Raw genomic sequence first — 21,684 nt, forward strand, 5'->3', positions numbered from 1 at the left:
AAGCGGCAATTGCCGCTTTTTTAATTAATTGATTACTATTTTTTTGATATAAGTTTTAGAATCTTTGTTAACCCGCATTAAATACATTCCCTTTTGAAAGTTTGAAACTGAAATGGAAGGGTTTTTACTGTTTTCTTTTTCAAATACTTTCTGTCCTAATATAGAATAAATTTCTACTGAATAGACGTTGTTTGTACTGCCAAAATCAATTGTAAAGTTTCCGTTTGAAGGATTTGGGTAAATTTTTATTTCGCTAAAGTCTAAAACAACTTCATTTGAATCTTCACCGAAACGGCTTCCTAAATTGGTGCAAGTATCTGATATAAATGAATCCCATTGGGTAGTTTTATTAAAGGTTGTACTTGGAGCAGTTACTGTTGATTTTCTTCTTAATGTTTGGTCAGCTGCAAAGTTTGCCGTTCCGCCATTAAAAGTTCCAATGATGTCAATAAGGGTTCCATTTTTAAATAAACCGACAGCATCATTTCCGTTAAAAGTCATTTCTGCAGCAGCAGTAGACAAGTTTGCTGAGCCTATTGCATAGCAAGTTGAAGCGATTAAACTATTTACAATGGTAAATTTGCTTCCACTGTTTAATGTACCCGTTAAACTCAAACCGGTACTCCATGTTCCGGCACCATTGGTTTGTTTTTTTATGCTATAAGCTGACATGGCCACCGGACTGCCAGTTGAATTTGAAATTTCCAAAGCTTTGTTGTTTGACGATCCCTCAATATACTCAGAGAAAAGCAAATCTGTTGCCCCAACGCTTGCGGCATTAGTTGTTACGCTTATTGTATTACTTGATATCGAAGAATTTCCGGCGGCATCTTTTGCAATTACATAAATAGAATACGCTGTTGAAGCCGTTAAACCGGATATAGTATAAGTAGTTCCTGTTGCAGTAGTTTTTAGAACACCATTTGCGTAAACATTATAACCGGTAACGCCAACATTATCAGAAGAAGCCAGCCAGCTCAATGAAATTGTAGTCGTTGTTTTTGATGTTGAAGCTAAGCTGATCGGGGCAGTTGGAGCCTGAGTATCCGTAGCTGAATTAGTCGTTACGGTTATCGTATTACTTGATGGCGAAGAGTTTCCTGCGGCATCTTTTGCAATAACATAAATAGAATAAGCAGTTGATGAAGTCAAACCTGATAGGGTATAACTAGTTCCTGTTACAGTAGTTTTAAGCACTCCGTTTGCGTAAACGGCATAGCCTGTAACACCAATATTATCAGAAGAAGCCAGCCAGCTTAATGAAATTGTAGTCGTTGTTTTTGATGTGGAAGCTAAACTGCTCGGGGTAGTCGGAGCCTGAGTATCTGCAGTAGGATTCCAAATTCTTTGCACATATTCCGGATGGTCAATATAGGGATTTCTATTATTTTGACGGGCATAAATAGCATTGTTTCGTGCAATTTCTCTTGCACTTACCGGATCTTGAGCATTCCAAGCCAAAAGGATATTTAAAAAAGCAGTTGTAAATACTTTATTGCTTGAACCGTCAAACATGGGATAAGGGTAACCTGAAACGGTATTCTGATAACGAGTGGCAAAATAGAAATACATTCTTGCAATATCTCCTTTAAATTCATTAATTGGTTCGAAAACGGTTCCGGTATATCCGGCGGAGATACCTGAATTTGAATTAGGACCTAATTTGCCTCCATTTTGAGAAGTATAAGTTGGAGCATTTACCATCCCGTGTGGATAATTTGATCTCATTCCGTTTACCTTTCCATCGGTTGGGGTAATGAAATGCGCATCAGAAACCATTGGTGCGGAAGTATTGAATACCGATTGCGGTATCATATGTTCTCTATTGTAGCAATCGCCTTCCATACTATAAGTCCCACATTGGTCTGTGCTGTACAGAAATTTATAAGGATCCACTCCGGTTGGATTTTCAGAATAGACATCTATTATTGAATTGTCATTTTCATATTGATTATCCCTGTCTGAAGTGCTGTAAGTAGTCCAAAGTCCCGCATAACCTCTATCTGTGTGACCTTTAATAATATTGTATAATTGGGTTTTTAAGGTATAACCGGTTCCGGTCGCATTGTTGTAGTAAGTTGCAGGAATCTGTGCAAAACCGGCAGTGAAGAACATCAGTAATAATAACGAGTAGCCTTTTTTCATGGTTTCAAATTTGATGGTTTGGTTTTCTAAAAGTAATATAAAAACTATTAAAAACCTGATTTTGAAGTTAATATTCTTATAATCCTTACAAAAGTAAAATTTATCAAGATCACTGAGGTTAAGAAATGTTTACTTAATCATGATTTTCTCACGATATAAATTTAAAAGATGGTAAGGTTGTCGATTTAGATTTTAAACAAAAAAAAATTCCGTTTTTAAATAAATTAAAAACGGAATTTTGATTTCTCTAAAAAAATAAATTACTCTGGAAAAGGAGCACTTTGATAAGCCCCTATATCCGGAGGGTTTGATGTGCGTGGTTTTCCTAAAATATCGAAAGGCACAAGATAACTTAAACTTCCTTTTTGATAAGCCCCGGAAGAATCGTCAATGTTTAGTTTATTCTGATTTGTATTTAAGAAGTTAGGATTTTGATTTTTAATATTTCCATTTTGCTGATTTCTTATAAAATCATATAAAGTATTATTGGCAAGGGAAGTATTGGTATCATTAAATTTTATCAAACAATTGTTGAATTGGTGTAGAAACAGTTTGCTGTCATTCTTATTCAAAAATAATTCCACTTGGTTAGAGCCATAAATGATGCAATTGGAGAAAGTAGCCTGAGTTAAATCAAAAGCTACCGGCTGATTGTTTTCGTCCAGATAATAATTATCAACCAAAACGGCAGCCTGTTTAGAGCTTGCCCAATTGTTATTAAAGGTGCAATGGGTAAAATTATAATCACCGCCTTGTGTACAAGCTAAACTGGCTTGACCCGCGCTACTGATTACCAGGTTTTCTGAAGTTATATTTGAGCTTCGTGCCAAAATTCCAAAATTGGAACAACCGTAAATTTGGGAATTATTGATTTCTAATTTTGGTGTAGTTGTCGCCACGTTCCTTTGCATGAAAATACCAATCGCCGCATTCTTTAAAGTTAAATGATTGATGGTATTGTTTTCTCCCGAAAACAACAAAATCGTTCCCCATTGCCCGGGAACATCTTCAAAAAGAGGTTCTAATCGATCGCCTTCAAACGTAACTTCATTTTGTGTAATTATGTTTCCGGTGGCATCAAAGACATTGACTTCACCATTTATATTTAAAGTAGCACCATTATCAACAACCAAACCTGAATCGGCATGGAAATGCGCTCTGGTACCTTTGTCAATAACCAATGTTTTTCCGGTTGAAACTGCAGCATAGCCATAAATCACATAAGGTTTGTCTTTGGTCCAATGCAATTCAGAATCGGTTAAGGTATGTCCTTCAACACCTTCTAATCCGGCCACTAAGAGCGTTTCTTTTATTCCGGTATCCAAAGGTCTGTTTGGATAAATGAACACGGCATCTTGTATTAAAGTGACTAATTCCACATTTTGCAGATTACTCCCTAAATCAAACTGAATTTGATCGGTATAAAGAAAATCAGTCGGATTGGCATCTGCAACATCTGCAGTGGTCTCTATAAAAACATACAGACTGTCATTGGCTAAAAGTTCTACATTATTGAAAATTTTCCCATCGCCATAACCGCTATTATCGGCATCAACGCCTTCCATTCCGTCTACGGTAATTCGGTATTTGGAAGCATCGCCTTTTTCTAATTGAATTTTAGGAATTTTGACGTCTTTATTGGTTCTATTGTAAACTTTTAAGGTGTAAGTGCTTGAACCAATGTTTGCAAAAACCGTATCCAGGTAAACCGTATCTTTTGAAAATTGTAAATCTCCGGTGCTCGGTTCAAAATCAAAATCTTTTCTGCAAGAAGACATTGAAATTAATATTCCGATAAAAAGTATAAAAATAGAATTACGCATTGGTGTTGAATTTTGGTAAAAATAGGAAAAATGAGTCAATTTGTAAATTAATTACATAGATAACGAAAAAAATTATATATTTAGTCTGTGTCTTTTGCCTATCCCCATAAATATATTATTTTTTACATTTACAAAAAACAAATTTAATGACTTTCGACAAGGAAAAAATATTAGCCATGTGTAATCAATTTGCTAAAAACACATTGATGCAAACCTTAGAAATAGAGTATATAGATGCAGGCGAAGATTTCTTGACTGCAAAAATGCCGGTAAACCCAAATGTGCATCAACCCATGGGATTACTTCATGGCGGCGCAACTGTAGCGTTGGCTGAAAGTGTTGGAAGCGCCGCTTCTTTCATGTTCATCAATCCAAAGGAAGAGGAGGTAAGAGGTATCGAGATTTCTGCAAACCATATAAGAAGTAAAAGAGAAGGAACAGTTTTCGGAACGGCAAAAATCATTCACAGAGGACGAACCTTACATCTTTGGGAAATTAGAATTACCGATGAGGAGCATAATCTGATTTCAATCTGTAAATTAACCAACATGGTTTTGTCAAGAAAGAAATAAGAAAAAAGAATGTTTTTTCGGTTAAATTAATCTTTAAAATAAATTAAGTATGATTGATTTTTTTATAAAAGTAAAACAGCAGGAAGCCTTACATTTGCCTTTCGTAATTTACAGTAAGCCAAATAAAAATAAGTTAACAGGATTTTTTCAGAAAAATGACCATTTGTATTTCGCTGAAAAATTTGATGAAAAAGGATTTGTTTTCGCTCCTTTTGATGGGGCACAAATGATACTCATCCCAAAAAAACAATCCGTAAAATGGGAAACCCGGTTGATTACCTTTGAAGAAAATCATCATGCTGATTTTGCGTTTTCTAAAAATAATCAATCCAAAGAACATTTTGAAACATTGGTTCAAAAAGGAATAGACGCCATTGAAAAAGGATTTTTCAATAAAGTCGTTTTATCACGAGAAGAAATCGTCGATGTGCCTAATTTTGATTTGGTTTCAGTTTTTGAAAAATTAGCCCGAACCTATCCAACAGCCTTTACCTATTGTTGGTTTCATCCAAAAATTGGTTTGTGGATGGGCGCAACACCGGAGCGATTGTTGAAAGCTAAGAAAAATAAATTTTATACTATGGCTTTGGCAGGAACGCAGAGTTTTCACGGTTCTTCTGAAGTCGATTGGGAAAATAAAGAGAAAGAAGAACAACAATTTGTGACTGATTTTATTTTGGATAATCTAAAAGGTGTAACTTCAGAAGTGTCTGTTTCCAGTCCTTATACGTTAAAAGCGGGGAATTTATTACATATCAAAACAGATATTGAAGGAATTATAAATAAAAAATCAAACCTGAAAAAAGTAGTTTCTATTTTGCATCCGACACCCGCCGTTTGTGGGTTGCCTAAACTGGTTGCAAAAGATTTTATTTTGGAAAATGAAGGTTACGACAGGGAATATTACACTGGTTTTTTAGGCGAATTAAATAAGAAAGTTGCCAAAAAACGAAAATCAAAATCAAAATCAAAATCCGACTTGTTTGTTAATTTAAGATGCATGCAAATTAAGGATAAACAAGCCCATTTGTATGTGGGTTGCGGTATAACAAAAGACAGCATTCCTGAAAAAGAATGGGAAGAAACAGTCAATAAATCATTGACCATGAAAAAAATTATAATATGAAATTAGACATACTTGCCTTTGGTGCACACCCGGATGATGTAGAATTGGGTTGTGGCGGTACGATTGCCAAAGAGATTGCTTTAGGAAAAAAAGTTGGAATTATTGACCTGACAAGAGGGGAACTCGGAACACGCGGTTCGGCTGAAATTAGAGACCAGGAAGCGAATGCAGCTGCAAAAATTCTGGGAGTTGCTGTACGTGAAAACCTCAATATGCGAGATGGTTTTTTTGTAAATGATGAAAGTCATCAATTGAAAATCATTCAAATGATACGGAAGTACAAACCTGAAATTGTGATATGCAATGCTATTGATGACCGTCATATCGATCATGGAAAAGGAAGTAAACTTGTTTCGGATGCCTGTTTTTTATCCGGATTACTAAAGGTTGAAACTTCCATAGATGGAGAAAATCAAGCTGCCTGGCGTCCAAAATTAGTCTATCATTACATTCAATGGAAAAATATAGAACCCGATTTTGTGGTTGATATCACGGGTTATACCGATAAAAAAACGGAAGCGATTATGGCTTATGGCTCTCAATTTTATAATCCAAATACAAATGAACCCGTAACACCAATTGCCACAAAAAACTTTCTTGACAGCATTCATTATCGCGCCCAGGATTTAGGAAGGTTAATTGGCACCGATTATGCCGAAGGATTTACGGTAGAAAGAAGTGTGGCAGTCAATAGCTTAGGGGATTTGATGTAATTTTTCGATAATTTTGTTTGCAAAATAATTTATTTGTACTATATTTGCACTCGTTAAAAATGGTGGTTGTAGCTCAGCTGGTTAGAGTATTGGTTTGTGGTGCCGAGGGTCGCCGGTTCGAACCCGGTCAGCCACCCAAAAACGCAAAAGCTTCGAGGAAACTCGAAGCTTTTTTTGTTTTTCCAAAAAAAATAAATATATTTCCACTTCTTTAAAAATCTCCAGATATGAAAAAGATTATTTTATTATTATTGCTTTTGCCATTATTTTCATTTGCACAGCTTGAAAAATCATTGCAGTTTAAAATTGGGATTTTACAGAATTTTGTCAACCAAGGTGCGGATGGCGAGCAGGCATTCTGGCAAACTAAAGGTAAAATTACTTTTGCTATCGTGAATTATACTGACGAGCAAAATCCAAAGTTCAAGGAATTATTTATTAATCAATATCGTGAAATTATTCCTGTTTTCAAGATAATGGTAGAAACTCAGGATGAAAAAGCTTCAACTGCATTTGTAAAAATTATCATGCGTCAGGAAGAGGATTACCGCAATCTTTTGACGAAAGAGCAATTGGAATTATACAGAAATAAATTAACAGAATTTGAATTGAATAATGTTGAGGCTAGAGAATCTTATTCTTCTTTGTTCTTTTCGGATGCCTTATTAACCGAATATAAATCGAAATTCTAAATTTTACTTTAAAAACTATTTGACCCAATTTTTAATTGAATTGATAAATAAAGATTGTTGATCCATAAAGACATTATGTGAACAATCATCAAAATAGTTTAGATTATCATTTCCAATAATTTTCTGCAATTGGGCTATTTGCTCTCGAGAATATAATCCATCGTCTTTTCCGTATAATCCATAGATTTTAGTTTTGTTGGAAACTAATTTTTGCAATGTTTTGGTCAAATCAATGGAAGTATAGTTTTCGTTTTTCAAAAAACCTTGTGGCGCTTCACGGCTCATTTGGGAAGCATACTTAAATGAAGCATCTTTTGCAAAATTCGAATAAATGGCTTTGGCTTCCTCACTCATTTTCTTTGGAGAATAAAACCCATTTTGCATGGCATGTCCAAAACTATAAGCATAATATTCGACAGATGTCGGATCCATTTTTTCAATCATATCGATATAATTCAGATTGGTTACATCATTTTTTGCTATGTAAATTTTTCTTGATGATTGAAGTATGGTTTTAAAGGTTTCCGGTAAAGATATCGGCGTACTAACCAATTCAAGCATGCTTACTTTTTCCGGATATTTTTCAGTGAATAAAGTGGCAACAATTCCGCCAAAACTATGACCGATAAGATTGGCTTTTTTTAGATTGTATTTCTTATAGATGCCAATAATATCATCAAAAGTTTCCTGGAAAGTAAATCTAGCATTTACATCCGTTGAACGACCTTCGCCACGACGGTCATAAACAATTACAAAAAAACCGTTATTGGCCAATTCTTGTGCTGTTGAAGTTTCAAAACCAGCGCAGTTGTATCCAGGACCACCATGGAGAAATAGGATGGGAGCGTCATTTGCATTTCCAAAAGTTTTGCTGTAAAGTTCTTGAGCAACACCATTGTAAATTGAGAACATAAGGACGAATAATAAAATAATTTTTTTCATTTGTAGACTTTTTTAGTTTGTTGATTTTGGATACAAGAAATGGTAAAAAGTTACAGTTGTATTTAAAAATATTTATTTTTCTTCTAAAAATTGGTCATTAATTTTTTCTAAATCAGCAATAATATCATTCAGTTTTTGTTGTTGCTTTTTTATGATTTTAGGTCTGAAATAAAACCAATTCAGCGCCATCCATAATCCTGTAATTCCATAAGCTAATGCTGCACCCAAAACACTCATTCGTATCGTGTATTCAATCATATACAATACAATTCCGAGCCCTAATAATATGAAATAAGCAGTCATAATGGTCGATTGCAAAAAAACCTGTTTCTTCTTAAACATCAATAATTGCTGCAAATATTCGGCATTACTGGTTTGCGCATTATTTTTATCAGATACCGAAGTAAGCTTGCTGGAAGCTACAATTTGCATAACTATGGCAATGATAACAAGCACTACTCCAATTTTTGTAGTTATCATTTCGGGTTTAAAATACAATACGATGCCAATTATAAATAACATGGTGACGAATAGTAACCCATTTGTCAATAGCAGTTTTATTCGTGTTTTCTTTTGTAATTGCTCAGCTTTCGATATAATATCTTTTGAATTCAAATTGGCATTTGTATTTTGGCTTTGCCACAAATCTTTAAAATTAGTCTCGGTCATAGCGCTTGAATTTTTCGGTTAATTTTTCTTTTATTCTGTGAATTTTCACTCTTACATTTGCTTCGGAAATACCGACAATTGTTGCGATTTCGGCCTGTTTGATATCTTCCAGTTCTAATGAAATGATGATTCTATCCACTTCCTTTAATTCATTAATGCATTGGTATAAAAAGGCAATTTTGCTATCTAGGGGAATTTCTAAAGTTTCACTCAAATGCTCCGGAAAATTTGCTGCAGGCAATCTTTTTTGTTTTTCAATTTGTCTCAGACAATTATTGACCGCAATTCGGTAAATCCAAGTGCTGATTGCAGATTCATTTCTAAAAGTGTGCAATTGATTCCATACGATAATGAAAGTATCCTGAGCTATGTCTTTTGCCCAATCGTCGTCGCTGACATAACCACGACAGACGCGATAAATCTTTTGCCAATAGGTTTTATAAATTTCCTCAAATTCCATAAAATGTATTCGTTAAAATTGGTTTATTGATTTTGGATACCAGAAAATGTAAAATGTTACAAATAAAAAAACTCCGATTCATGTCGGAGTTTTTCAATTTTTAAATCATAATTTATTTCCCGTCTTTATCAACTACAGGACGATTTTCTCGATTTGCCAATTCCCATGCTAAAACAAAGGCAAGTTGCGCTCTTTTTGCCAAAGCATCGTATTCAATTTTGTCTGGAGTATCACTCTCTTTGTGGTAATCAGCGTGAACACCATTAAAAAAGAATATTGATGGAATGCCATTTTTAGCAAAATTGTAATGATCCGAACGATAATAGAAACGATTAGGATCTTTTAAATCATTGAATTTATAATCCAAATCGAGATTGACATATTTCTTGTTTGCTATTATATTAGCGGTATGAAGATCTGTCGATAATCTGTCGGAACCTATCACATAGACATAATTATTGGTGTTGGCATGCTCTACATCACGACGGCCAATCATGTCTATATTGATATTAGCAATCGTGTTTTTTAATGGAAACAATGGATTTTCGGAATAAAAACGGGACCCATGAAGACCGTGTTCTTCACCGGTTACATGTAGAAAAAGGATGGAACGTTTTGGTCCGTGACCTTCTTTTTTGGCTTGCATGAATGCTTGTGCTATTTCTAATAAAGCTACGGTTCCGGAACCATCATCATCGGCACCATTAAAAATTTCGCCATTTTCTATTCCTACATGATCGTAATGAGCGGAAATGACAAGGATTTCATCCGGTTTTTCAGATCCTTCGATAAATGCCCAGATATTTTCGGAATCGGGTAAATTCTCATCGTGTTTTTCGTTCAGATAAGCTGCAGGAATCGGTTGGTAATAAGTTGTAGCTCCTTTAGGAAAAGGAATTTTATCGGCTTTGTATTGATTGATTAAATACTTGCCTGCCTTTTTCTGACCTTCTGATCCGGTTTCACGACCTCCCATTTCATCGGAAGCCACTATATAAAGATGTGTTTTTAACTCTCTGGGAGTGATGGAATTCATATATTTTGTTGGCTCTACATGAGAATTTGCCAGTTTTTGAGCTGAGCAACTTACGCTTAAAGCCAGCAGAAGAGCTAATGAGATTGTTTTTTTCATTTTTCTTAGTGTAGGTTAATGAATGTATAAAAAGCAAATAACAACAATATTATTATAATAAAAAAGAAGTTTATGAAAAATAGAAAGGAACTTTTTATAAAAGAAACAATTCGGGTTTCGCCATAAAAACGATGATGTGCGGGTAAAAAATAATAGGCCATCCATGTATATCCAGCAAAATTAATCAATCCGTTTATAAAATCGGAAATACCTGATGAGCCAAAAAACAGAAATACTTTATCTATCAAGAAAAGGATTAAAAAGAGTAATAATAAGAACGAAAAATAATGCAGTGTAAATATGCCATGATCAAAGTAATACCATCGTTTTTTGCTATGAAAAAGCCATAGAAAAAAGGCAAAGATTGGCATGTATATAAATAAAAATTTTGAGAAATTATTAATAAAAGATTCTTTGAATTTTTTGAAAATCTCTGTTGGAGTATTATTTTCACTAACAGCTAACCCTTTTCTTATTGCCCAATATTGCAAGGACGATAATTTATCCGATTTTGCTCCGTGTTTTTGAATAGAATCCAACTCTTTTGTTGAATCATAGCCAAAAAACAGAAAATCTTTAACTTCTTTCTTTTCGGTTTGATTTACTGTATCCGCTTCTTTTATTGTTGTTATATTTGAAGCCTTATTCGGAAAAATAGTGATCAAAAAAAAGGTAATGAAACTAATAAAAATATAAAGACGAAACGGTGCTAAATAAGATAATCGTTTACCGGAAAGATATTCCTTTGTTAATATTGCAGGTTTAAGAAGCAGGTTTTTTATGGTTTTCCAAAAAGCATTTTCATAATGCGTTAAATCTTCAAAAAAATGGATAAACAATTGATAAAATGTTTTTCTTGTATCAATATTTTCCTGCCCGCAATTGGGACAAAATCTATTTTCAACCACATGTCTGCAGTTTAAACAGGTTTTGTCTTTTCTTAAAAGATTTTTACTCATGAACAAAAAATTCTGTTATAAAAGTAGCTGATTATAAAACTTCTTTCAGGAAAAGCAATAAATGTTCCCAGGAGCGTTTGGCTGCTTTTTCATTATAAGCGGCACCTTTCGAATTGTCATTTCCAGATTCCGGATCTGTAAAAGCGTGTACGGCATTCGCATAATAAATCATTTGCCAATCCGCTTTTGCATCACGCATTTCTTGCTGAAAAGCCGTTATTTCTTCTTTTGATTCATATGGGTCATCAGCACCATGGCAAACCAATACTTTTGCAGTTAAATCTTTAGTAATTCTTGTACCGTCTTTGCCTAAACCGCCATGAAAAGAAACGACACCTTTTACAGGCAATTGCCCTCTTGCGGATTCCAAAGCGCCTGTTCCGCCAAAACAGTAGCCAATCACCACGATTTTATCCGGATTCGCGCCCGATTTTATAAGTTGTTCTAATGCCAGACGAATTCGTTTTTGATATTGGTCGACGTTTTTCTTATAAAAACCAGCTTGTTCTCCGGCTTCTTTAGTATCTTTTGGATAATTCCCTTCTCCATAGATATCGGCTACAAAAGTATAATATCCTAAATCTGAAAGTTGCTGTGCCGTATTTTTAGCATGTTTATCGATTCCTTTCCAAGCCGGAAGAATAAGTATGCCGGGTTTTTCTTTGTTGGCTTTTTTTGGTTTGGTTTGAAAACCATTCAAGACTTGTTTACCGTCTTTATAGGATACTGGTTTGAGTTGCGCTAAACCAGATGTTGTAATCATCAATACAACAAATAATAAGATACAGGATTTTTTCATGATGTTGATTTTTAGTGCATTACAAATATCCGAAATAAATCGGTAGAATACTTCAAAAATCAATACTTGCTGTTGTTTTTTTTCTAATTTTATAATCTAAATTTAAGAAAATGCAATCAACGACAAAAACACCTCAAAAATACATAGATTCATTGCCTGAGGACAGAAAAACAGTCATTAGTAAATTGAGAAGCGTTATTTTAAAAAATATCCCAAAAGGATTTGAAGAAGTGATGGGTTATGGCATGCTGGGTTTTGTTATACCACATACTATATATCCAAACGGCTATCATTGTGATCCTAAATTGCCATTGCCGTTTATGAATATCGCTTCGCAAAAGAATTTTGTAGCTTTATACCACATGGGAATTTATGCAGACCCCGAATTGTTAGCCTGGTTTGTATCGGAATATCCAAAGCATGCCAAAACTAAGCTCGATATGGGAAAAAGCTGTATTCGGTTCAAAAAAATGGAAGATATCCCGTATGAGTTAATTGGCGAATTGGCAACTAAAATGACAGTTCAGGATTGGATTTCTAGGTATGAAAATAATTTTAAAAAGCAGAAATGATAGATTTACTCAAGAAAACCTACGGAGCTATTTTTGAAGAAAAATTGATAGAAGAAATTGCACAAGTTTCTTCACTTCATGATTTCGAGGAAGGAGAAATTCTTATCGATTTTGGTGATTATATAAAAAAAATGCCGCTCTTGCTTCATGGTGCCATCAAAATATTGCGGGAGGATTTCGATGAAGGCGAATTGCTATTGTATTTTATTGAAAAAGGCGATACTTGTGCCATGACGATGGCGTGTTGTATGGGCCAAACTAAAAGTGAAATCAGGGCTGTCGCAGAAACTAATGGTACTGTTATCATGATTCCAGTGGAGAAAATAGAGGAGTGGTTAGGCAAATATAAAAGCTGGAGGAATTTTGTTTTCAACAGTTACAATAATCGTTTAAAAGAAATGCTTTCGGCCATTGATAATTTGGCTTTTATGAACATGAGCGAAAGACTGCTGAACTATATTTATGAGAAAGCCAAAATTAATAAGACGAATCAAATTCAGAATACACATCAGGAAATTGCTTATGATTTGAATACTTCCCGTGTAGTCATTTCACGATTGTTGAAAGTATTGGAAAATGAAGGTAAAATCCGTTTGAACAGGGCTTCCATTGAAGTGCTTGAAAAAAATAATAGTTAAGGAAAGATATATTTTAATGAAGTTGGAAATTTAAATTGAAAGTATTTCTTGTGGAATACTTTTTTTATTTACCTTTGTTAACTAAATGGTTAAACCAAAGAGTTAAACACATGACAACCGAAGAAAAAATATTTAATGCCGCCAGAGTTATATTCCAAAAAAAAGGATTTGCTGGCGCCCGCATGCAGGAAATAGCCGATGAAGCAGGGATTAACAAGGCTATGCTTCATTATTGTTTCAAAAACAAACAATCGCTTTTTGAGGCGGTTTTTATGAATGCTTTTGGGCAATTGGCGCCGCAAATCAATGAGATCTTCAATTCTCAGGACACGGTTTTTGATAAAATAAAAAATTTTACCCATAGTTACATCTCGTTTGTGATTCACAATCCGTATTTACCACAATTTATCATTCAGGAAATGAATAATAATCCCGAGTTTGTGATGACTTTTTTGAAAAATGAAAATCGACCCAATCCCACCTTATTGATTTCCCAAATAGAAAAAGAAATTGCAGATGGAATAATAAAACCCATTAAACCCAAACAACTTTTACTGGATGTTTTTTCGATGACGATTTTTCCTTTCGCAGCTCAAATGATGATGAAAGGAATTTTGCAAATTTCTGAAACAGAATTTAACGAAATGATGGAAGAACGTAAAACCACCATTGCCGAACAAATTATTAATTCGATAAAAAAATGAAAAAGGGACTCTTCTTATTGCTGATGATTTTTTCAGTATTTTCAAATGCACAGCAAACCTTGTCTTTGGAAGAATGCTATATTTTGGTAAACAAAAATTATCCGTTAGCCAGACAAACGGATTTATTGCAGCAAAAATCTACTTTAGAAATTGAAGCGCTCAACAAATCAAAATTACCAAAAATAGATTTGAATGCGCAGGCAACGTATCAGTCCGATGTGACCCAACTGCCTTTTCAATTGCCCAATGTTTCTGTAAATCCTCCCAACAAAGACCAATATCGCGCTACTTTAGACGTTAATCAATTGTTGTACAACGGCGGAATGATTGATGCCAATGCGAAACTCAAAGACGTACAAATCAAAACACAACAGCAACAGGTAGAAGTCAATTTGTACCAACTCAAAACCAGAATCAATCAGTTGTATTTTTCGGTTTTATTGTTACAGGAACGAAAAGCGATTTTGTTTTTAAAACAGGAACAATTAGGTTCTAAAATCAAAGAAGTAAAATCGGGAGTGAAATTTGGCGCTATTCTTCCCGCTTCAGAGAAAGTGCTGGAAGCCGAAAATTTAAAAATAAAACAACAACTAACCGAAATTCAATTTGACAAAAAACGATTACTCGAAAATCTTTCATCGCTAACTTTTTCTTCCATTAATGAAAATACCACTTTGGTTAAACCCACAATTGCTTCTGATTTTTCTGCCGAAAATTCTCGTCCGGAATTGAAATTATTTGATTTGCAAAACGAGCAAATTCAAGTTTCAAAAAAGGTGATTTTCAAAAACAATCTGCCAAAAATAAATGCTTTTGGTCAGGCCGGTTACGGAAATCCGGGCCTGAATATGTTAGACAATTCGTTTCAGACTTTTTATATGGTGGGCTTAAAAGCCAATTGGAATGTATTTGACTGGAATAAATCCAAGACGGATCAACAAGCTCTTTTAATTGCGGAAGCCATTGTAACTTCCGAAAAAGAAACCTTTTTGCTCAACAACAACCTGCAATTACAGGAAATGGAAAGCGAAATAAAAAAGTCAGAAGAAGTGATACTAACGGATGCTGAAATCATCGATCTGCGCGAATATGTCGTTAAATCTTCAGATGCTCAGTTAAAAAACGGCGTGATTACTTCCTCCGAATATTTGGTGGAATTGATTCATTTATATGACGCCAAAACCAATCAAAGACTGCATGAAATCCAGTTGGCTTTGGCAAAAGCAAATTATCAGGTTATCAAGGGAAATAGTAATTAGAAAGTAAGAATCACATATGAAAAATATAAAAATAATAGTAGTATTTTTTGTCTTAGCAAGTTTAGTTTCTTGTGATAAAAGCAACGAAAAAGCAGATGGATACGGCAATTTTGAAGCAACTGAAGTAACCATTTCATCAGAAGCCAATGGAAAAATCGAGTTTTTAAAACTGGAAGAAGGCGACATGCTGGAAGCCAATGCTCAGGTAGGATTGATTGATACCACCCAATTGTATTTCAACAAACAACAATTGATTGCTTCTAAAGGAACCGTTTTTTCAAAATCAAAAAACGTATTGTCACAAATCAATGTCTTAAAAGAACAACTCAAAACCACTTTGATTGAGAAAAAAAGGATTCAGAATATGTTTGCCGAAAACGCAGCAACCAAAAGACAAGTGGATGAGGTTGACGGAAAAGTAAATGTGCTGAATGAACAAATAAAAAGTGTTGCAACACAAAATACTCCCATCGTAAACGAAGTAAAATCAATCGAGGTGCAAATCGAAAAAATCAACGACCAAATCCAGAAAAGCAAAATAATCAATCCGATAAAAGGAACGGTTTTAGCAAAATATGCTGAGCCAAACGAGATTACTTCTTTTGGAAAACCGCTTTACAAAATTGCCGATATCTCAGAAATGACACTGAGAGTTTATGTAAGCGAAACCCAATTGTCTCAAATAAAATCGGGACAAAAAGTTACCGTTAAAATTGATGCTGAAAAAGATATGAAATCCTATGGCGGAACGATTTCCTGGATTGCTTCTTCGGCAGAATTCACGCCTAAAATTATTCAGACCAAAGAAGAACGGGTGAATCTGGTTTACGCTGTAAAAGTGAAAGTAAAAAATGATGGCAGTTTAAAAATCGGTATGCCAGCCGAAATGTGGATTAAATAATCATCGGATGAGTATACTAGTTCAAAATATCTCCAAATCGTATAACCACATCAAAGCGGTTGATGCAATTTCTTTTGAAGTTGAGGAAGGCGAATTATTTGGACTGATTGGTCCCGATGGTGCCGGAAAAACGACTCTTTTCAGAATATTGACCACACTTTTAATAGCCAATGAAGGTTCTGCCTCCGTTGCCGGTTTTGATGTGGTGAAAGACTATAAAGCCATTCGGAATTCGGTGGGGTATATGCCAGGAAAGTTTTCGTTGTATCAGGATTTAACGGTGGAGGAAAATTTGAAATTCTTTGCCACTATTTTTGGCACTACAATTGAAGAAAATTACGATTTAATCAAAGATATTTACGTTCAGATTGAACCTTTCAAAAATAGGAGGGCAGGAGCACTTTCTGGTGGAATGAAGCAAAAATTGGCATTGTGTTGTGCGTTAATCCACAAACCCAAAGTATTATTTCTTGACGAACCCACAACCGGTGTTGATCCGGTTTCCCGAAAGGAATTTTGGGAAATGCTCAAGCGTTTGCAACAAAAAGGCATCACGATTTTGGTTTCTACACCATATATGGACGAAGCCGCATTGTGCGACAGAATTGCTTTAATCCAAAAAGGAAAAATCTTAAAAATTGATACCCCGCAAAATATCATTACTAAATACGATAAAACCATTTATAATGTTAGGGCCAAAAATACCTATCAGCTGATTCAGGATTTGAAAGATTATCCAAATCAATACAGTGTTTTTGCCTTTGGAGAATACATCCATTACATTGATAAAGGCGGAGACTTTAAAGCTGCCGATTTGCAAAAATATCTTGAAGATAAACAGCATTCCGCAATAGAAATCCATGTTTCCAATACAACAATTGAAGACGTTTTCATGGATTTAACAACCCTAAATCAGTAAATTTTGAACCCTGAAAAAATCATATCCGTAAAAAATCTCACCAAATCATTTGGTAATTTCACTGCCGTCAAAAGTATTTCTTTTGATGTCCAGAAAGGCGAGATTTTTGGGTTTCTTGGAGCCAATGGTGCCGGAAAAACCACTGCGATGAAAATGCTCATCGGGATTTCAAAACCTACCTCTGGTGAAGCTTCAGTTGCCGGTTTTGATGTAAAAACCAATGCCGAAATGGTCAAGAATAGCATTGGCTACATGAGCCAGAAATTTTCGATGTACGACGATTTGACCATCAAAGAAAATATTACTTTTTTTGGAGGCATCTATGGATTATCAAAAGTTAAAATCAAAGAAAAAACATCCGAATTAATCGATGAGTTAGGACTTCATGAAGTAGCAAATAAACTTGTGGGCTCTTTGCCATTGGGCTGGAAACAGAAATTATCATTTTCGGTGGCCTTATTACACGAACCCAAGATTGTGTTTCTGGATGAACCAACTGGTGGCGTTGACCCCATTACAAGAAGACAATTCTGGGAAATGATTTATGCTGAAGCGCACAAAGGAACCACCATTTTTGTAACCACACATTATATGGATGAAGCCGAATACTGTGACCGGGTTTCTATTATGGTCGAAGGAACTATCGAAGCTTTGGACTCTCCAAAAAACCTGAAAAAGCAATTTAATGTGGATTCCATGAATGAAGTATTCCTGAAATTAGCTCGTAATATCGAATAGTCTAAAAATAAAACCATCAAAAAATCTAAAAAATGAAAAGATTTATCGGTTTTGTCACAAAAGAATTTTATCATATTTTTCGTGACAAACGTTCTATGTTTATTCTTTTCGGAATGCCCATTGCCCAAATTATGTTGTTTGGTTTTGCCATTACCAATGAAATCAAAAACGTAAATGTCGCCATATTAGATAAATCCAAAGATACCGAAACGCAAAAAATAATCAACAAAATCAACGCTTCCAAGTATTTTAATATCGAGCAGGAAATTACCAGTGAAGCCCAGATTGAATCTATTTTTAAAAAGGGGAAAGTAAAAGCCGTTTTGGTTTTCGAAAAAGAATTCATCAAGAATTTACAAACACAAAAGCAAGCCAAAATTCAGGTGATAACGGATGCCACAGATCCGAATATCGCCAATACCATCACAAATTATGTCAACGCAATTTTACAGAATTACCTACAGGAAATCAACCAGACTGACAAACCGACGTATCAGATTCAAACCCAAACGCGACTGTATTACAATCCCGAACTAAAAAGCGTTTTTACCTTTGTTCCCGGAGTTATGACCATTATTTTGATGCTGGTTTCAGCCATGATGACCTCTATTTCAATAACAAGAGAAAAAGAGCTCGGAACCATGGAAGTCCTTTTAGTATCACCCTTAAAACCTTTTCAGGTCATCATCGGCAAGGTATTTCCGTATATTTTTCTTTCCATTATCAACGCGACAGTCATCCTGCTTTTGGGATTTTTTGTGTTCAAAATGCCCATTGAAGGCAGCTTGTTTTTATTGGCTTTCGAGAGTATTCTGTTTATCATTTCAGCACTTTCGCTCGGAATATTAATCTCCACAATTTCCAATTCGCAACAAACCGCCATGATGATTTCCCTGATGGGATTAATGCTGCCCGTAATCATACTTTCGGGATTCATTTTTCCTATTTCCAGCCTGCCTTTACCGTTGCAAATCATCAGTAATATCATCCCGGCCAAATGGTTTATCATCATCCTCAAGGCCATTATGCTCAAAGGTGCCACTTTCGATATTATATGGAAAGAAACCTTAATTTTGTTAGGAATGACCGTGTTTTTCATCGTGTTAAGCATCAAAAAATATAAAATAAGAATAGAATAATTTTTAGGAGCTATTTCCTGCTTTCCGCTCCAATCTTTTATTTTTTAAAGAAAAAAACAAAAGGATTTCCACTATAATCAGGGCTAGTTTAAAACAATCATTAACTATCATGAGAACTATATTCTTCATCATCCAAAAGGAATTCCGGCAAATCTTTAGAAATAAAGCCATGCTCCCGATTATATTCATTTTACCCATAATCCAGTTGCTGATATTGTCTAACGCAGCCAGTTTTGAAGTAAAAAATATCAAATTATCGTATATTGATAATGATCATTCCAGTGCATCAAGAGAATTAATCAGCACCTTTTCTGCGTCAGCTTATTTTAATGTAGTGCAAAATTTTTCTTCCAAAAAAGAAGCAGACCGACAAATGCAAATGGGAAAAGTGGATGTTATTCTGGAAATCCCCAATCATTTTGAACGGAATCTTCTCAATGACAAAAAATCAAATCTTTCGGTGAGTATCAATGCCATTGATGGTGCCGCCGCTGGAGTAACGAACGTTTATATTTCGCAAATCATCAATAATTTTAATCAAAAGATACAAACCAAATTGTTCCAATACAATGACGGTTCTTTTATACAGCCTCAAAATATAATCACGATTCCGTCTTTTTGGTATAACGAAACCCTGAATTATAAAACGCTTATGGTTCCCGGGATTTTGGTGCTTTTAGTAACGATGCTCACATTATTTCTGTCGTCGATGAATATTGTTCGCGAGAAAGAAATGGGCACACTAGAACAGATTAATGTTACGCCAATCAAAAAATATCAATTTATCATCGGCAAATTATTCCCTTTTTGGGTGTTGGGACTGGTAATTTTAACGGTTGGATTACTAATTGCCAAAGGGATTTTTAATATTCCGATGTTAGGAAATATTGGATTAATTTATTTGTTTACCTCAGTTTATTTATTGGTAATTCTCGGCATTGGTTTATTCATATCCAATCACACGGAAACCCAGCAGCAAGCTATGTTTATTGCCTGGTTTTTTACAGTTATCTTTATACTCATGAGCGGATTGTTTACACCGATAGAAAGTATGCCGGTATGGGCACAAAAGGTGACTTTGTTTAATCCGATTCGGTATTTTGTGGAAGTTATTCGAATGGTGATGCTCAAAGGAGCTTCGTTTTCAGACATTTCCACCCCGTTTTTTATAATCGTTTTGTATGCTTTTATTTTAAACGGGTTTGCAGTCTGGAGTTATAAAAAAACGAATTGATGTTTTAAATTCAATGTATGGAATCTGTTCAGCAATATTTTTACCACTTCACAGATCCTGACAAAAATAAAAAAGCATCCGTTTTTCGCGGATGCTTTCCAGTTAAAATTATTTTAGAACTAATTTGAAGAAATTATTTTTTTCGCACTACTACCCCTGTTAGTTGTTACTTTTACAATATAAATTTGTTCTTTATTAACATTGAAATTAAGTTCCAGCATAATTTCTTTGTCGAAATAACTATCCGTATCCGTTTTCGATTGTATCAAGACACCACGCAAGTCAAATATTTCAATTTTCACATCAGTTTTGTAGTCAAATTTATATTTGATGTTAAGCAGGTCTTTGAAAGGAACCGGATAGGCATCAAAACCTACATTGTCAGTTTTATTAATTATCGATGTTTTTATTGGAACAACTGTTTCCGCTGTTTTAGGAGATGATGGTGTGCAGATATTTGAATCACTGCAATTTACTGGATTTGAGATACAACCATTGGCTAAATTTTTAACTTTTACCCCAGTTATTGAACCTGGATCCAAACCATTGAAAGTGGTATCATCTTGCCAAGTTGTTCCATTATCAATACTATATTGATAATCTCCCAATGCTCCCACTGGAGTGAGGATAGTAAGACTTCCTTTTTTTGTGATATCGCACAAAGATGGCAACACTACACAAAAAGTTGGGTCGTCTGGAGTATCAGTATTAACTGTAACAGTCATTGTATCAGTATCACTGCAACCACTGGAAGTATTGGTTTTAGTTACCGTATAAGTGGTAGTGGATGATGGATTAGCTGTTGGATTGCCCACATTAGTTGCACTCAAACCTGCGACTGGTAACCATGAATAAGAAAAACCTGCTACACCATCCTCTCCAATTGTTTTACCGTTTATATTGCTGGTACAAGATTTGGTAAAAGGATCTCCTGCTTCGGCTGTAACAGTTGTATTGTTTACCGATATCTCCACTGAATCTGTATCACTGCAACCACTAGCGGAAGTGGTTTTAGTTACCGTATAAGTGGTAGTGGATGAAGGGTTAGCTGTTGGATTGCTCACATTAGTTGCACTCAAACCTGCGGCCGGTGACCATGAATAAGAAAAACCAACTACAGCATCTTCTCCAATTGTACCACCACTCGTATTGCTAACACAAGTTTTGGTAAAAGGATCTCCTGCTTCTGCCGTTACAGCTGTATTGTTCACCGTTATCTCCACTGTATCTGTATCACTGCAACCAGTGATGGTATTAGTTTTAGTTACCGTATAAGTGGTGGTAGATGATGGGTTAGCTGTTGGACTGCTCACATTAGTTGCGGTCAAGCCGGTGGCCGGTGACCAAGAATAAGTATAACCAGTTGCAGAGGTTTCACCAATTGTACCGCCGCTTGTATTGCTAATACAAGTCTTAGTAAAAGGATTTCCTGCTTCTGCTATCACAGCTGAGATACTACCTGTCTGAGTATCTGTATCACCGCACTGTACATAATCATTTGTGGGCTTATAAGTGGGGTCTGGAATCAACGAAATATTATATGTAACC

The 21,684-nt window shown here is 35.0% G+C and carries 22 protein-coding genes and 1 tRNA gene; 14 read left to right on the forward strand and 9 right to left on the reverse strand.

From position 1 onward, the window contains the following. Nucleotides 1-24: 24 nt before the first annotated feature. Both VI621_RS13975 and VI621_RS13980 read right to left on the reverse strand, forming a co-directional pair. Nucleotides 25-2,145 (reverse strand): endonuclease, encoded by a 2,121-nt coding sequence (locus VI621_RS13975; protein WP_324219026.1) that lies wholly within the window; start codon nucleotides 2,143-2,145, stop codon nucleotides 25-27. A gap of 260 nt (nucleotides 2,146-2,405) precedes the next feature. Beyond that, nucleotides 2,406-3,968 (reverse strand): hypothetical protein, encoded by a 1,563-nt coding sequence (locus VI621_RS13980; RefSeq protein WP_324219027.1) that lies wholly within the window; start codon nucleotides 3,966-3,968, stop codon nucleotides 2,406-2,408. Nucleotides 3,969-4,114: 146 nt separating this feature from the next. Here VI621_RS13980 and VI621_RS13985 point away from each other — a divergent pair, with 146 nt between their 5' ends. From VI621_RS13985 to VI621_RS14005, 5 genes are all read left to right on the forward strand, one after another. Next, nucleotides 4,115-4,540 carry a PaaI family thioesterase gene (locus tag VI621_RS13985; RefSeq protein ID WP_324219028.1) on the forward strand — a complete coding sequence of 142 codons (426 nt, stop codon included), beginning with the start codon at nucleotides 4,115-4,117 and terminating at the stop codon, nucleotides 4,538-4,540. Nucleotides 4,541-4,589: 49 nt separating this feature from the next. Then, nucleotides 4,590-5,666: an isochorismate synthase gene (locus tag VI621_RS13990; RefSeq protein WP_324219029.1), complete on the forward strand. Its 1,077-nt coding sequence runs from the start codon at nucleotides 4,590-4,592 to the stop codon at nucleotides 5,664-5,666. After that, the gene (gene bshB1 / locus VI621_RS13995) at nucleotides 5,663-6,379 is read left to right on the forward strand and encodes a bacillithiol biosynthesis deacetylase BshB1 (RefSeq protein ID WP_324219030.1); all 717 of its coding nucleotides are present in this window, start codon (nucleotides 5,663-5,665) and stop codon (nucleotides 6,377-6,379) included. Before VI621_RS13990 ends, bshB1 begins: the two co-directional genes overlap by 4 nt. Nucleotides 6,380-6,441: 62 nt before the next feature. After that, nucleotides 6,442-6,515 (forward strand) — tRNA-His (locus tag VI621_RS14000). A 91-nt stretch (nucleotides 6,516-6,606) separates the two neighbouring features. Then, nucleotides 6,607-7,071 (forward strand): hypothetical protein, encoded by a 465-nt coding sequence (locus tag VI621_RS14005; protein WP_324219031.1) that lies wholly within the window; start codon nucleotides 6,607-6,609, stop codon nucleotides 7,069-7,071. A 15-nt stretch (nucleotides 7,072-7,086) separates the two neighbouring features. On the opposite strand, the gene VI621_RS14010 is transcribed toward VI621_RS14005, so the two are convergent. The 6 genes from VI621_RS14010 to VI621_RS14035 form a co-directional block, all read right to left on the reverse strand. Beyond that, on the reverse strand, nucleotides 7,087-8,013 hold the full coding sequence (locus tag VI621_RS14010) for an alpha/beta hydrolase (protein ID WP_324219032.1): 927 nt from the start codon (nucleotides 8,011-8,013) through the stop codon (nucleotides 7,087-7,089). 72 nt (nucleotides 8,014-8,085) lie between these two features. Next, on the reverse strand, nucleotides 8,086-8,682 hold the full coding sequence (locus VI621_RS14015; RefSeq protein WP_324219033.1) for a hypothetical protein: 597 nt from the start codon (nucleotides 8,680-8,682) through the stop codon (nucleotides 8,086-8,088). Beyond that, a complete protein-coding gene (locus tag VI621_RS14020) occupies nucleotides 8,669-9,142 on the reverse strand; it encodes an RNA polymerase sigma factor (protein WP_324219034.1) in 474 nt (157 codons plus the stop codon). Before VI621_RS14020 ends, VI621_RS14015 begins: the two co-directional genes overlap by 14 nt. 112 nt (nucleotides 9,143-9,254) lie before the next feature. After that, a complete protein-coding gene (locus VI621_RS14025; protein ID WP_324219035.1) occupies nucleotides 9,255-10,274 on the reverse strand; it encodes a M28 family metallopeptidase in 1,020 nt (339 codons plus the stop codon). Between the two features lie 5 nt (nucleotides 10,275-10,279). Then, entirely contained in the window at nucleotides 10,280-11,233 is a 954-nt protein-coding gene (locus VI621_RS14030) for a DUF3667 domain-containing protein (protein WP_324219036.1), read from the reverse strand. 31 nt (nucleotides 11,234-11,264) lie between these two features. After that, nucleotides 11,265-12,032, reverse strand: coding sequence for a dienelactone hydrolase family protein (locus VI621_RS14035; protein ID WP_324219037.1), 768 nt, complete (start codon nucleotides 12,030-12,032; stop codon nucleotides 11,265-11,267). 110 nt (nucleotides 12,033-12,142) lie between these two features. Between VI621_RS14035 and VI621_RS14040 the strand changes: the two genes are divergently transcribed. The 9 genes from VI621_RS14040 to VI621_RS14080 all read left to right on the forward strand — a co-directional run bounded on the left by VI621_RS14040 (nucleotide 12,143) and on the right by VI621_RS14080 (nucleotide 20,136). Continuing rightward, complete coding sequence (locus VI621_RS14040) at nucleotides 12,143-12,604, forward strand: DUF1801 domain-containing protein (protein WP_324219038.1); 462 nt, start codon at nucleotides 12,143-12,145, stop codon at nucleotides 12,602-12,604. Further along, entirely contained in the window at nucleotides 12,601-13,242 is a 642-nt protein-coding gene (locus VI621_RS14045) for a Crp/Fnr family transcriptional regulator (RefSeq protein WP_324219039.1), read from the forward strand. Before VI621_RS14040 ends, VI621_RS14045 begins: the two co-directional genes overlap by 4 nt. A gap of 110 nt (nucleotides 13,243-13,352) precedes the next feature. Then, on the forward strand, nucleotides 13,353-13,946 hold the full coding sequence (locus tag VI621_RS14050) for a TetR/AcrR family transcriptional regulator (RefSeq protein WP_324219040.1): 594 nt from the start codon (nucleotides 13,353-13,355) through the stop codon (nucleotides 13,944-13,946). Then, on the forward strand, nucleotides 13,943-15,205 hold the full coding sequence (locus tag VI621_RS14055; protein WP_324219041.1) for a TolC family protein: 1,263 nt from the start codon (nucleotides 13,943-13,945) through the stop codon (nucleotides 15,203-15,205). Before VI621_RS14050 ends, VI621_RS14055 begins: the two co-directional genes overlap by 4 nt. Nucleotides 15,206-15,221: 16 nt before the next feature. Beyond that, complete coding sequence (locus VI621_RS14060; protein ID WP_324219042.1) at nucleotides 15,222-16,106, forward strand: HlyD family secretion protein; 885 nt, start codon at nucleotides 15,222-15,224, stop codon at nucleotides 16,104-16,106. A gap of 7 nt (nucleotides 16,107-16,113) precedes the next feature. After that, complete coding sequence (locus tag VI621_RS14065) at nucleotides 16,114-17,025, forward strand: ABC transporter ATP-binding protein (RefSeq protein WP_324219043.1); 912 nt, start codon at nucleotides 16,114-16,116, stop codon at nucleotides 17,023-17,025. 3 nt (nucleotides 17,026-17,028) lie between these two features. Beyond that, nucleotides 17,029-17,763: an ABC transporter ATP-binding protein gene (locus VI621_RS14070; RefSeq protein WP_324219044.1), complete on the forward strand. Its 735-nt coding sequence runs from the start codon at nucleotides 17,029-17,031 to the stop codon at nucleotides 17,761-17,763. Between the two features lie 32 nt (nucleotides 17,764-17,795). Further along, nucleotides 17,796-18,902, forward strand: coding sequence for an ABC transporter permease (locus VI621_RS14075; RefSeq protein WP_324219045.1), 1,107 nt, complete (start codon nucleotides 17,796-17,798; stop codon nucleotides 18,900-18,902). A gap of 109 nt (nucleotides 18,903-19,011) precedes the next feature. Next, nucleotides 19,012-20,136 (forward strand): ABC transporter permease, encoded by a 1,125-nt coding sequence (locus VI621_RS14080; RefSeq protein ID WP_324219046.1) that lies wholly within the window; start codon nucleotides 19,012-19,014, stop codon nucleotides 20,134-20,136. A 119-nt stretch (nucleotides 20,137-20,255) separates the two neighbouring features. Here VI621_RS14080 and VI621_RS14085 read toward each other — a convergent pair. Further along, nucleotides 20,256-21,684, reverse strand: a 1,429-nt coding sequence (locus VI621_RS14085) for a T9SS type A sorting domain-containing protein (RefSeq protein WP_324219047.1), incomplete at its 5' end; no start/stop codon positions are given.

This window comes from Flavobacterium sp. (assembly GCF_035292545.1).
Classification (GTDB): Bacteria; Bacteroidota; Bacteroidia; order Flavobacteriales; family Flavobacteriaceae; genus Flavobacterium.